Origin of the sequence: Allocoleopsis sp., from assembly GCF_036703385.1 — a bacterium.
Taxonomy (GTDB): Bacteria; Cyanobacteriota; Cyanobacteriia; order Cyanobacteriales; family Coleofasciculaceae; genus Allocoleopsis.
In genome coordinates this window covers 1-13,432 of the sequence record NZ_DATNPA010000473.1, presented here as the reverse complement: position 1 = coordinate 13,432, position 13,432 = coordinate 1, and the positions used below count along the sequence as shown (strand labels likewise).

At 44.6% G+C, this 13,432-nt stretch carries 11 protein-coding genes; 4 read left to right on the top strand and 7 right to left on the bottom strand.

What is annotated here, in order from left to right; translation table 11 throughout:
- The first annotated feature begins 3 nt into the window (after positions 1-3).
- Positions 4-654: a ribonuclease D gene (locus tag V6C93_RS23100; RefSeq protein ID WP_333479023.1), complete on the top strand. Its 651-nt coding sequence runs from the start codon at positions 4-6 to the stop codon at positions 652-654.
- 180 nt (positions 655-834) lie between these two features.
- Here V6C93_RS23100 and V6C93_RS23095 read toward each other — a convergent pair whose 3' ends face one another.
- Positions 835-1,197, bottom strand: a complete 363-nt coding sequence (locus V6C93_RS23095) for a rhodanese-like domain-containing protein (RefSeq protein ID WP_333479022.1) — start codon at positions 1,195-1,197, stop codon at positions 835-837.
- A 325-nt stretch (positions 1,198-1,522) separates the two neighbouring features.
- Here V6C93_RS23095 and V6C93_RS23090 point away from each other — a divergent pair, with 325 nt between their 5' ends.
- Positions 1,523-4,822, top strand: coding sequence for an ATP-binding protein (locus V6C93_RS23090; protein WP_333479021.1), 3,300 nt, complete (start codon positions 1,523-1,525; stop codon positions 4,820-4,822).
- Between the two features lie 8 nt (positions 4,823-4,830).
- On the opposite strand, the gene V6C93_RS23085 is transcribed toward V6C93_RS23090, so the two are convergent.
- The 6 genes from V6C93_RS23085 to V6C93_RS23060 form a co-directional block, all read right to left on the bottom strand.
- Positions 4,831-6,228, bottom strand: coding sequence for a hypothetical protein (locus tag V6C93_RS23085; RefSeq protein ID WP_333479020.1), 1,398 nt, complete (start codon positions 6,226-6,228; stop codon positions 4,831-4,833).
- A gap of 467 nt (positions 6,229-6,695) precedes the next feature.
- Positions 6,696-7,520 (bottom strand): M48 family metallopeptidase, encoded by an 825-nt coding sequence (locus tag V6C93_RS23080; RefSeq protein WP_333479019.1) that lies wholly within the window; start codon positions 7,518-7,520, stop codon positions 6,696-6,698.
- Positions 7,521-7,535: 15 nt separating this feature from the next.
- A complete protein-coding gene (locus V6C93_RS23075; protein ID WP_333479018.1) occupies positions 7,536-8,231 on the bottom strand; it encodes a TIGR00266 family protein in 696 nt (231 codons plus the stop codon).
- A gap of 76 nt (positions 8,232-8,307) precedes the next feature.
- A complete protein-coding gene (locus V6C93_RS23070) occupies positions 8,308-8,988 on the bottom strand; it encodes a TIGR00266 family protein (protein ID WP_333479017.1) in 681 nt (226 codons plus the stop codon).
- Between the two features lie 119 nt (positions 8,989-9,107).
- On the bottom strand, positions 9,108-9,770 hold the full coding sequence (locus V6C93_RS23065; RefSeq protein ID WP_333479016.1) for a TIGR00266 family protein: 663 nt from the start codon (positions 9,768-9,770) through the stop codon (positions 9,108-9,110).
- A 250-nt stretch (positions 9,771-10,020) separates the two neighbouring features.
- Positions 10,021-10,506 carry a rhodanese-like domain-containing protein gene (locus tag V6C93_RS23060; RefSeq protein WP_333479015.1) on the bottom strand — a complete coding sequence of 162 codons (486 nt, stop codon included), beginning with the start codon at positions 10,504-10,506 and terminating at the stop codon, positions 10,021-10,023.
- Between the two features lie 516 nt (positions 10,507-11,022).
- On the opposite strand from V6C93_RS23060, the gene V6C93_RS23055 reads away from it, so the two are divergent.
- Together V6C93_RS23055 and V6C93_RS23050 are read left to right on the top strand one after the other, a co-directional pair.
- Positions 11,023-12,402 carry an ABC transporter substrate-binding protein gene (locus tag V6C93_RS23055; protein ID WP_333479014.1) on the top strand — a complete coding sequence of 460 codons (1,380 nt, stop codon included), beginning with the start codon at positions 11,023-11,025 and terminating at the stop codon, positions 12,400-12,402.
- A 159-nt stretch (positions 12,403-12,561) separates the two neighbouring features.
- Positions 12,562-13,432: sugar ABC transporter permease (locus tag V6C93_RS23050; RefSeq protein WP_333479013.1), on the top strand; the 871-nt coding region annotated here is incomplete at its 3' end.

Below are 13,432 nucleotides of genomic sequence, written 5' to 3'. Positions count from 1 at the left end.
CATATTGTAAGCAACATTTTCCCCAGCTTTGCGATAAGGAATGGATTTTGCGATCGCGACCTGACCGATGCCCTGTGTCGAGAGTATCAGAGAGCAGAGGCCCTCGCCGTTGATACAGAAACAATGGGACTCATTTACCAGCGCGATCGCTTGTGTCTCGTCCAGCTGTGTGACCCAAAAGGCAGAGTTACGGTTATTCGCATTGCTAAAGGACAAACCGACGCCCCCAACCTCAAACAGTTACTAGAAGCTGCTAACGTCCTTAAAGTTTTTCACTTTGCTCGTTTCGATCTTGCCACCCTACAACAGCATCTAGGCATCCAAGTCACGCCAGTGTTTTGCACAAAAATTGCCAGCAAGCTAGCCCGCACCTATACTAACCGTCACGGGCTCAAGGAGTTGGTCTTAGAACTAGAACAGGTAGAACTCGATAAAACAGCTCAAAGTTCTGACTGGGGTAATGCCGCCAACCTCTCAGATGAACAATTGCGCTATGCGGCTAATGATGTTCGCTACTTACTGAGCGCACAGCAAAAACTCATCGACATGCTCCAACGAGAAGAACGTTGGGAACTGGCTCAACAGTGTTTCCAAGCTTTGCCAGTAATCGTAAGTTTAGACTTGCTACTCTACAAAGATATTTTTGAACATTAAACTTCCCCGACTTGCTTACGCTGAAGTCGGGGATTTCAGTAGCCCTAAGACATGCTCTTCTAATGAGCAAGCAAGTCCTGAACCTCCGGGCTGGTCTAAAAGCAGCCCCAAACTAGAAATGTTCTTATAAGCTTCTAATCTTCAACCTTCTAATCTTCAACCTTCTAATCTTCAACCCTCTTACAATATGTTCAGGGATGACATCGGCTCCACCGGATAGCCAACAGCTTTCCAAGCTGCCAGACCTCCTCTGATTTCAGAGACATTCCGATATCCAGCCTCACGCAATCGAGTCGCGCCAATCACCGTCTCTTCATCCGTTGCGCCGTAAACATAAATATCGCGACCCAGTTCCAGTTTGCTCAAAACTCGGTCTGCGGATTCATTGAGCGGCATGGGTACAGCGCCCATAATGTGACTGATGTTGAATTCTGTGCGATCGCGCACATCAATAATCGTTAATGCTGGTTCCCCCCAGTCCAACCGCGCCTTCAGATCGTACACAAGGGACTGTGCTTGCAGGGGTCGGGATACAGAACTCATATCAAATAACGTAGTAACGAACTGATACCATATTTCGTGGCATCTTCTGCAATGTAGCAATAAAATTTTTAAATTTCAAATTTTATGGAGAAACCTTGACTTATTCGCCACTATTTGAAACACAATAACGCGAACCCCTTGAGCTACGGCTTTCCTCATCTCTCCAACTGAGCAACTAAGATTATTTCAGGACTTACGAAGAGTGCCCCCCCTTACCCCCTCACTGCCCCTAAGGGGTGAAATGCGCCAATCCCATTCATACAAACGCATTAGGGGACAGCTGACGGAGGACGCCTTGTGGATAACACCCTAGGAAATCCCAAACATGAAGCTTTTAGTTAGTTGGACTCGAACCCGCATTGCCTGGTGTTTAAGCGCTTTCATGCTGATTTTGCTGAATATCCTGCCATTTACGCCAGCACGAAGCCAGGAAAAAGCCCAAACAACTACATCTCCTGTAGAACTCACACAAGGCTGGCAATATCGCTGGGGCAACTCTCCGCTGGATGACGCGGGTATTCCTGTTTGGACGAAAGAACCAATTTCAAGCCCTGGCTGGGAATCGTTTCGGTTCCCTAAAAAACTCAACAGGCCACGGGGAGCAAAAATTCTCTGGTTACGTGTTCCCTTAGCAAAGGGACAATGGACATCTCCATCAGTTTATCTACGCTCAATCCCCTACATTTTAGACGCTTATCTTCAGAATCAGTGGATTTATAGCCAATATTCACTAACCGCTTCAGGTCAAGCTCAGTTTGCAAATTACCAATGGCCTATTGTTTCTCTTGAGCCAGGTTTTCAAGACAAACCTCTACTTTTTAAAGTTGATGCGGGCAAGTCTTCTTCTATCTATATCGGCTTATTTGATCGGGTTACGATTGGGTCTCAGATAGACTTGATAAAACGATTGCTCCAGCAAGAATCTGATGCTATTTTAGGAACTTTTTTTGCATTATTAGGTTGTATTGCAATTTTGCTTTCCGCGAATAGGCAAGAAAAAAGTTCATACTTATCCTTTGGAGGTTTGGCAATCCTAATTGCTTTATACACCCTTGCTCGTTCGGATTTAATTACTTTATTTATCCGAAATCACCTTTTATTGGATTATACCCATTACCTTTCTTTTTATCTGATGCCTGTTAGTGCTTGTAACTTTTTTGAAAGCATGTTTGGCTCAGGTTACAAAAAAATAATTCAGCGGTTAGGTCAAATTCATTTACTTTATGCAGTTATAGCTTTATTTTTATTAGTAACCCAATGGGTTTCTTGGAGTTCGACAGTTTTTCCGGCTCAAATCTTGTTGCTGTCAAGTTCCTTGATTTTATTGATCATCTCAATCAAAACGTCTCGAAAAACAAGCTGGGATTATAAGTTGTTTGTAAGTGGCTTTTGCAGCCTTACATTTTGTGTTATTCATGATGTTTTGATTTATATTTTTGAGCCTGTAAACTGGTATCATAAAATTTATCCTTGGGGTACGCTAATTTTTATTCTATGTTTAGGATTCATTCTAGAGCGTAGATTCGATGAAGCTCGCAAAAGATTACAAGCTTATGCTGTAGAACTAGAGAAAAATAATGCAGAATTACAGAAAGTTAATCAGCTTAAGGATGAGTTTTTAGCCAATACGTCTCATGAACTTAAAACTCCTTTGAATGGTATTATCGGAATTGCTGAGTCATTAATTGACGGTGCCACCGGAAAGTTGTCTCAAAAAACGATATTTAATCTTTCTTTAATTGTATCCAGTGGAAAACGCCTATCTCAGCTGGTTAACGACCTGCTCGATTTTTCTCAATTAAAACACAAAAATATTGAATTAAAAATTCAAGCTGTGGGAATGCGAGAAATTACCAATGTTGTATTAATGCTTTCCCAGCCGCTTGTGGGCAAAAAAAAGCTGCAATTAATTAATAAAATTGATCGAGAGCTTCCCGCTGTAGACGCCGATGAAAACCGATTGCAACAGATTCTGTACAATCTAGTTGGCAACGCTATTAAATTTACTCCAAGCGGAACTGTTGAAGTTACGGCAATTCCTGTTAATAGTGAATTAGAAATTACGGTAGCAGATACAGGAATTGGTATTCCAGCGGATAAGCTAGATCGAGTTTTTGAATCCTTTGAACAAGCCGATGGTTCAATTGCTAGAGAATACGGGGGAGCGGGTTTAGGTTTGGCTGTTACCAAGCAACTGGTACAGTTACATAAGGGTAGAATTTGGATAGAGTCTACGCAAGGATTTGGGTCACGAGTTACCTTCACTTTACCCCTATCCAAGAGTAAGGTAGAAAGTAGACCGCCAGAACAAGTGTCGAAAGTTCAAGAGTTTTCTGTTGTCAGAGAAACTCCAGATGCTGCCTTGCTAGAGCAGGAAGAATTAGCACCTACAATCGGAGGTTTTCAAATCTTAATTGTGGATGATGAACCTGTAAATCTTCAGGTTCTCGTCAACCATCTTTCTCTACAAAATTATGCGATTACTCAAGCCGGCAACGGCATGGAGGCATTAGCGATAATCGATCAGGGTTTCAAACCCGATATCATCTTGTTGGATATCATGATGCCTAAAATGACGGGGTATGAACTCTGTCAAAAAATCCGCGAACGCTTCCCAGCTAATGAATTACCTGTCGTTTTGTTGACGGCAAAAAATCAAGTATCAGATTTGGTGGAAGGATTTAGTTCCGGCGCAAATGATTATTTGACTAAGCCGGTTTCAAAAAATGAATTGCTGGCTCGAATTAAAACCCATATTCGATTAGCAAAAATTAATGAAGCTTATGGGCGTTTCGTGCCTCATGAGTTTTTGCAATTTCTGGAGCGAGAGAGCATCATTGATGTTCAATTAGGCGACCAAGTGCAGAAAGAGATGACCGTCCTTTTTGCAGATATTCGTTCGTTTACCAATTTATCCGAGAAGATGTCGCCGAAAGAAAATTTTAACTTTCTCAATGCTTATCTCAGCCGAGTTAGTCCCGTTATTCGTAAGTATCACGGCTTTATTGATAAGTATATTGGTGATGCCGTGATGGCGCTGTTTCCCCAATCCGCCGATGATGCGGTGCAGGCGGCAATAGAGATGCAAAAGCAAGTTTCTTTGTATAATGTGTATCGCCAAGAGAAGAGTGATGAACCGATCGCGATCGGTATTGGTTTGCATACAGGCAGTTTAATGCTCGGTACAGTGGGAGAACCAGAACGAATGGAAGGCACGGTAATTGCAGATGCCGTCAATCTAGCGTCTCGTTTGGAAGGTTTGACAAAGATTTATGGCGTCGATATTCTAGTGAGCGAACAAACGCTCTATTGTTTGGATGACCCCCAAAAGTACAGTTACAGGTTTCTCGGGCGAGTCAAGGTGAAAGGCAAAAGCCAACCCGTGGATGTGTTTGAAGTTTATCAGGCCAACTCCGAACAGATAATTCATCTCAAGAGGCAAACCCGTGATGAGTTTGAACGGGGAGTGGCTCTTTATGTTGAAAAAAACTTTGCTGAGGCGCAAAAAGTTTTCCAGGACGTTTTGCAACGAAATGAGCATGATAAGGTGACTCGGCTCTATATAGAGCGCTGTATCAAAGCTCTACGATTTGGCGTCTCAGAACTCGATATTGTCATTAACTGATAATAAGGTTAGTGGCGTTTAGTCTTGCTGAAGGTGGTTTCTTGACTCAATTCCCGCAAAGCTTCGATCCGATTGGCAAAAACTTGCTCGACGGCGTTGATTATTTTGATGAGTACCTCAGATTTGAGTTCGCGAAGAAAATCGGTTGACGAGATGGCTCCGGAAAAGAAAGCTTTGGCTTGATTAAGCAGGTGTCCAACTGAAGCAAATCCGATGGATTGGATGATGTATGTGGCAACGGGCGAATTTTTCAGATCGTAAACTGACTCCTGATTTCGTCCTTGAATTAACAGCGCTAAAACCTCCGACTCTAACGTCGTTTCAGGTTTTAGAGTAATGAGAAGCTCGGGAAGAAATTGAGCCAAGGTTGGTGTACTGGTTCCTGGCCTAGGTAATTCTCCCATCAGTGTAGACAAAGGAATATTCCGTCCCAAGCGATAGCTGATTGCTTCTAAGATAGCGATGGTAATAATTTTGATGGCTAAATAAAGTCTCGCTACTTCCAAGTTCTTTTGCGTTCGAGAAATTAGTATACGGTAGGTGGGGTCATCGGGTTCCCCCATAAACTGCTGAAACACCAATTCGGGTTTGAGGTAATTCATAAATTCTTCCATTTTGTGTAGGGAGCGGCGGTATCCCTGCACTGTGTAGGAATCAGCATTACTCAGCTCATGGTTGGTTTCAGGCATGAGGTTCCAAGTATTGTCTAAAAAATCGGCAGAATTGGGAAAGGCAAAATTCTCCACATCTCGGTTGACTAAACGCACGGAACGTTTCACGATCGCAATGGTTTCCTCTTCATCCCAGCCAAAGTTATACTGATGATTTGCTTGTATCAATCGCTCGTAGAGCCTCTCACTGGGACTTAAACCGGATGGAGATAGGCCACGGAAGGGAATCGTCGCTTCAATACAAGCGGCAATCTGAGCAATGAGGCTGGGTAATAACAAAGGCTCTAACGCTTTGGCAGCAATGACTGCGCTTAAGAATTCGTTTTGTCCCTTGAAGGGAGAAAGGGTTTCACCAGGAACCAACCCAAAGACTGCCGCTACAATTTCAAACATCAGGTCTTTCGGCAATGTTGCGACCTTTTCGATAATCAGCTTGCCTTTATCCTCTAGGATAAAAGGTGCTAAGTAACGACTAATATTGAGATTCATGCCATGATCGACTTGCACGTAGACGATGTCGTGAAACAATGCAGCCAAGACCTCAATGGCATCAACTGACCCACCGACCTCAAAAATGTGTTCAGTCGTATGAAAATAGCGCCAAGGGCCAGTCATGGTTTGGATAATCAACTCAGTGATCTTCTCAATTTGAGCTTGATCAACGTTTCCCTCTAACTGTGTGATCGCCCAAACCAAACGCTCTTTGCAACGAGTGCGAGCAATTTCTAGCTCCATCAGTACCACCTCATTCCCCAATCTAAACAGTCATCAGAAGGTGCGGACACAGGCAGCACTTATGACGGACATCGGCTTTCAGCCAAATGGCACTGACTTAGGGTGCTGGTAGTCGCTCTTGGCGCTTGAAAGTACGCTTCCTGCTACTACAAACTTTAGTTATATCAGTATCATTCGCCTCAAGACTCTTACCCGTGTGCGGCTTTTCACCCCAAAGTGCTACCACAAATGGTAGTCACCCTTTACTTTACCTGGGATAGAGAAGATTTGGCTGGAACTTCATGGGCAAAAATTGGCACAGTTGTTGCAGCTATCGTAAAAGCCTGACTCAAATGGCTGACTTGAAAATAAGGCAGAGGGCACAGGACAGACGGCAGAAGGTAGAAGACGGAAGACAGAAGACAGAAGACGGAAGGCAGAAGGAATAAGAATTTTCATGGGTTCTGATATATGCCGTTCATGCTCAACTACTTACTCTCAATCTCAAGGGTTTTTGCCAGAGGCGATCGCTCTTTTACGGGATAATTGTGTTCCTTAATCAGACGCTGCAACTCTTTCACCCGTTTACCTGGCGCAGGATGAGTGGATAAAAACGCCAAGTCGGCCCCTTTTTGCTGACTCATCCTTGCAAAAAAGTCTGTGGCTCCAGCGACATGTCCATAGGTTTTTTGCAACAAAATCAAGCCATACTCATCCGCCTCGCGCTCTTGAGACTGGGAAAATTGCGATCGCGTGATGGCTGCTACACCGGAAGCGGCGGCTGATTGTAACCCGCTAGAATCACCCAGAAACGTGGCAAGGACGATGGGCATCAGTAGTGCTCGCCCCACACCCCGCAAATGGTCGCGATGAGCAAAATGACCCAACTCATGCCCCAATACCATCATCAACTCATTTTCCGACTGGGCCTGTTTCACCAAACCCCCATACATGATGATCGCATCACCCGGTAGTGCGATCGCATTTACGGTGGAGTTTGGCACATACAACACCCGGTAATCTCGCTTTTGCCCTTCAGCAGGCAGTTGCGCTTCCAGTCGCGCCAACATTTGGTTTAGAGTATCTTGAGCAGGCGAAGGCTTCGCTTGCTGCTCAAACGCTGGAACGATTAAAGCCCCCAACTGTTGTTCCACACTTGGAGGAATGAGCCAAATCACACCATTAATGAGCAGATTCAACAGCCAAATCACACCCATAATAAAGCCAACAAACAGCCCCAATAAGATGAGAAGTTGACGGTTACTAGGGGGAGGGTTGCGATTAATTGATGCCTGCGGTGAGTCAGAAGACATGAAACAAAATTTGAGTTAATTATTACTCTTAGTAGGACGAAAAGGATTTAAGAAATTAATTAGAGCAAACAGTTCGCGAGACTGAATCCACAGTCGTCCTTGACCGCTAAAGCGACACACCAATCCCTCGCCCCCTAAAATCCCAGTTCTCAGCCCTCTAAACGACAAACCGCCTAACATCTCGACATTGTAGTTCAATGTATCTTCAAACGCCACAATATAGCCCGTGTCTACTACATAATCACCTGCAACCGGAATTTCGATAATCGCCCCATAAGAACTGAACCAAATATCACCCATACCCGTTGCCCGAATCAGAAACAAAGATTCCCCACTAAAGAAGCCTTTGAAACCCTGAAATTTAGTATCAATTTCAACAGTAGGACTGGCAGCAACAAACCCCGAAGATTGCACCATCAAGGCATTGCCATTGAGGTGGTAATGCTGGACATCTCCCGGAACCCCCGGTGAAACATATAACTGCCCTGGTTTTCCTTCAGCCGTAAACTCGCTCATAAACAGCGACTCCCCACCCAGCATTCGACCAATCCCCTTCATCAAGCCTCCTCTTACCTTAGATTTCATTTTGATCCAGGGGTCCATCGCCGCCATTGCACCCGATTCCACCAACACAGTTTGGTTGGCTTTTAAATCGATTCGTAGGGAAGCATAAGAGGGAGAATGCTCAATTTTGTAAGCAATTTCATTCATGATTATCGCCTTTTTCTACAGGGGTGCAAGTTGCAAGTTCCGAGGCATCCACATTCAACCTTCAAACCTTTAACCTTCAACTTTTTGCAGGTAGCCGAGAGCCAACTTCCATCCCAAAAGCACCGGGATTATGAGTTTGACAGAATAACTTCCCTTGTCCTTTAAATCGGCAAACGAGTCCTTCCCCACCTAAGAAAGCACCAATCCAGCTAGAACCTGCTTTCTTGATTTCAAAGGTCAAACTTTTTTCAAAAGCAACAATATGTCCCGTGTCAACAATGTATTCACCATTCACGGGTACTTCATAAATGGCACCAAAGGAAGTCAGAATTACAGGCCCGGAACCACTTAGGTCTAACCAAAAGATAGATTCCCCTGAAAAGAAGGATTTGAAACCTTGAAATCCCACGTCAATATCAACATCAGAAGCACTGCCAAGGTAAGATGTAGCTTGCACAACTAAGCCAGTACTGGTCATTTGATAGAGCAAGATATCGCCCATGAGTCTGGGAGCCAGAAATACCTCACCTCCGGGCGTAGGAGAACGAAAGACGCTTAAGAAAAGGGACTCTCCAGCAACCAACCGTTTCAGTCCGCCGAAGATACCTCCCCCTTTGCCTTGACGTAAGGTGGTACTGGCATTGATATAACCGCTCATGGCAATCATCCTGCCTGCTTCTGCGACTAATTCTTCACCAGCATTGAGAACGACATGAGCAATAGCACTATCCGGTTGATGCAAAATCTCAACTTCCATCGGGTCAAAACCTTTTAATTGCAAGAATCATTCATCAAAGGGTTAAGGGCTGAACGTTAAAAATGAAAGGGTTGAAGATTAAAAGTTATAACCTTCAACCTTCAACCTTCAACAAACAACTAGCGGAGTTTGGAACTCAGATATTTGACTAAGCCATCAATGCTGCGAGACTGGAGATAAATGATTCCTTGACCCGATAGCCGATTAACTAATCCTTCTCCTGAGGTCATAGAGCCAATCAATCCACCAGCCAACCCAATTTTCATGCGAATTCCTGGTTCGTAGGCCACTAAATGACCGGAGTCAACGATAAATTCACCGTTGATGCGTTTTTCGGTAAGCCCACCATAGGCACCAAAGAACACATAGCCTTGACCGCTCAACTTCAGCTTAAATAGCCCTTCTCCCGATATCCAGCTTTTAAAACCCGCCCACCGCACGCCCATCTTTACTCCTGGTGTATGGGCGATGTACGCTCCTGGTTGACAACAAATCTCACGGTCTCTCAAATCAATCCGAGCAATGTCACCAATGGTCGATTGAGTCAGAACTAAACTGAGTGGTCGTTGTGTGTTGTTGGTAAAGGTGTTGACAAATAAGGATTCTCCCCCAAAAAAGTTTTTGAGTAGTCCTGAAAACAATCCTCCGGAAAACTGAGTTTTCATCGACAACTGAGCATCCATACTGGTCATTGCTCCTGCCTCAGCGGTGATGCTCTCACCGGGATTGAGCGTCACAAAAATAGCGGCAAAAGCAGGTTTGTAGCGAATTTCACATTTCACTGCCGAATCTCCGACAAGGTGAGGGTTGGAAATATTACCAGTTTGGCAAGAATTTTTTCGATGTCCAGTTTTCTTCAAAAAAATAATCAATTCCCTCAAGTCCTCTGAAAAAGGGGGCTATGAGTAACTTCTGACGCTAAAAAAAGCGGGGCAATCTCAAAAGATTGCCCCGCTTTTACTGTTATCTTGCGTATCTTATGATGTGAACCTGATTAAGGAACTGCATTTCCTTAAAGTGTCCGTCAAACGTTTATACGTTTTTTGAGGTAACTTGTGCGTGCTTGTCTAACCGAGCTTTAACATTGTATTCAGCGCTGCTGGCATCGTAGCCTGTCTCGGCATTACCTTCTGTAGGCCCACCAATCGCTTTCCAAGCCGCGAGTCCGCCTTTTAGCTCTGATACATTTCCAAACCCAGCTCCGCGCAGTTGGCTAGCAGCTTGAGCCGATTGTTCGTCGCTGTCACCGTAAACGTAGATCTCGCGCCGAGGCTCAAGGCTATCTAATGCCCTCTGAGGAATCTCTTCCATCGGCATTGTCATTGCGCCCATGATTCGAGATGCATTGAAGGCGGCGCGATCGCGTACATCTAGAATTGTAAACGCTACTTCGCCCCATTCGAGACGCTGTTTCAGAGCTTGAGCGCTCGATTGCGGCATTTGCTGGCTTGGCGGAGTAGGCGTAACGTTCGGAAGCTTGTCTTTTGCATTAAGGATTGTATTTTCAACGTCTGGCATAAAGATTTATCAACGAATTACATCAATTGCAATGTAACAAGGTATTCATATTCAACCTTCCTTCTTGAGAGGTAGGGTTGGATAAATCTTTCTTAAGACAGAATAGTTGTCTGGAAATACTAGTCTTTTAGAAAACTTTTTAGCTTATCAGTTGAGAAGAAACTTTCAAATAAAAAATGTCTGGGAACTATTCCCTGCATAGGATAGTGGAGTGTCAGTTATTCATTCAATCACTTTCTGTGCGGCAGCCTGATCTTGTTTTTCTCGGCATCAAGGCTTTATCTGTTATTTATCTCCTTGGATAGATGCGCTATTTGGGTATCTTTACAATTTGTCATTATATTATTGATTAACCTGAAGTTAGATTGAATTTGTTTGCGTTTTGAAAATAGCTTGAGTAAGACGTCATAAAGACGCTATATAAGGATAAATTGGTGCAAGCGCTCACACTAGAACGCAGCCCATATTCAATAAATGACTAAAGCAACAGATTCGTATAACGTTCCTTAAATAAGGATGAGAAATATTAAAGCATTAGATAGTCTCAAGAAACATCTTAAAAGACCCCTAAAAAAATTAGGAATTTCCAGCCTGGTGGGAATCCTGATGGTTTTAAGTCTACTATTTCAGGTCTGGGTAAGGCCTGCCCTGACCCAGCAACCCGTTACCATTACAATAATGGCACAGGGTCAAGTTCTTTCCAATTGGAAACCTTTTTTTCAAGAATTCCAAGACAAAAACCCAGACATTCGTATTAATGTTGTCGAAGGCCCTTTTGATACCAACCTCCAAGAAAATCTCCTTACCTCAGCCTTCTTGCTAGGAGACTCACCCTACGATATTCTCAACATGGATATTGTCTGGGTACCCAAGTTTGCGGCGGCGGGTTGGCTAAAACCTCTTGATGATCGACTGCCTCCTGAACAAATCGCAGAAATGATAGAGAGTAACGTCGAAGGCGGGCGCTACCAAGGCAAACTCTATCGGGTTCCGACCAACTCGGATGCTGGGGTGCTTTACTACCGCAAAGACTTACTGGAACAAGCTGGAGCTCAACCTCCTGAAACATTTCAGCAAATGGTTGCTCTATCTCAACAGTTGCAAGGTAAGCAAGGGGCGACTTGGGGATACCTCTGGCAAGGCAAGCAGTACGAGGGTGTATCGGCGATGTTTGTTGAGGTACTCGGAGGCTTCGGAGGCTTCTGGGTTAACCCAGACACACTAGAAGTCGGTCTCGACCAACCTCAGGCAATTCAGGCGGTTGAGTTTCTGCGCGACACCATTAACAAAGGCATTTCTCCTTCCGGTGTCAGTACCTACGGTGAAGAAGAAACCCGCATGTTATTTCAAAATGGTGGTTCGGTGTTCTTACGCAACTGGCCTTATGTGTGGAAACTTGCCAATCAGGAAGACTCAAAAGTTAAGGGCAAAATTGGCATCAAAGTAATGCTTCAAGGGGCGGGACAACAGGGAGGTTCCTGCTTAGGTGGATGGGGTTTAGGAATGTCTGCAACCACAAAACATCCAGAGGAAGCGTGGCGACTCATGCAGTACCTGAGTAGTAAGGAGACGATGCGCCGGTATGTTTTAGGAAGTGGGGAGATTTCTGCCTACAAATCCCTGTTTAAAGACCCGGAAATTGTTGCTAAATACCCTCATTTTCCGCAACTTCTAGAAGCCGTTCAACAATCCGTTTTACGTCCTCCCATTGCCCAATATGCTCAAGCTTCAGATATTTTGCAGCGCTATCTGAGTGCAGCTTTTACTGGCGGTATGAATTCAAAAGATGCGATGCAGGCAGCCGCGCAGGAAACTCGAAACTTAATGGGCAGCTTGAAACCAGCTCGAACTTCTCAACACCCACGGTCTGCACCTAATGTAGCGATTCGCTCCTAATTTTCATCCTTTCACTGTTCATACTTTATAACTTCAGATAGCCAAAAACTCAAAAGGTCTCAAGCCCCCGACTTGTCGCTCCTTTGGAGCGCCCGCTTGCGCTAACAGTCGTGGGGACAACCCAAAATCCAAAATCCAAAATCCAAAATCCAAAATCGAATGACTACTGCACCGATAACAGATGTAATGCGAGAACGAGAGCAGCGGACTGGCTGGTTCCTAGTATTACCAGCCATCATCCTGCTATTCCTGGTATTTGCTTATCCCATCGGACGGGCTTTTTGGTTAAGTTTATTCACTCAAAATCTGGGCACCCAGCTGAAAACAGAGTTTTCCGGCTTGTATAACTATGGACGAATGGTGGGCGACGGGCGCTTCTGGCGAAGCATGTGGAATACCAGCCTCTTTACCACTGCCTCAGTTTTGCTGGAATTAGTGCTAGGGATGGGTATTGCTCTTGTTTTGAATCAATCCTTTCGAGGACGTGGGATTGTCCGAACTATTACTCTGATTCCTTGGGCTTTGCCAACCGCCTTAATGGGACTGGCTTGGGGTTGGATTTTTAACGACCAATTCGGCGTTGTCAACGATATCCTACGACGCTTGGGAGTGATTACTCAGGGGATTACTTGGCTGGGCGATCCAATCCTAGCCATGATTGCTGTGATTTTAGCTGATGTTTGGAAAACAACACCGTTTATCGCCATCCTTTTGCTGGCTGGATTGCAATCGATTTCTACTGATCTGTACGAAGCTCATGCGATTGATGGGGCAAGTCCGTGGCAGAGTTTTCGGAAAATTACCTTACCGCTGTTGATGCCCCAGATTGTAATTGCCCTGTTGTTCCGATTTGCACAGGCTTTCGGGATTTTCGACTTAATTCAGGTGATGACAGGTGGTGGGCCTGGAGGTGCGACGGAAACAGTTTCTATCTATATATACGGTACGGTGATGCGTTACCTAGACTTTGGTTATGGGGCGGCGCTAGTGGTGGTAACCTTTTTGTTGCTCGTTTTAGCTGTTGCGATCG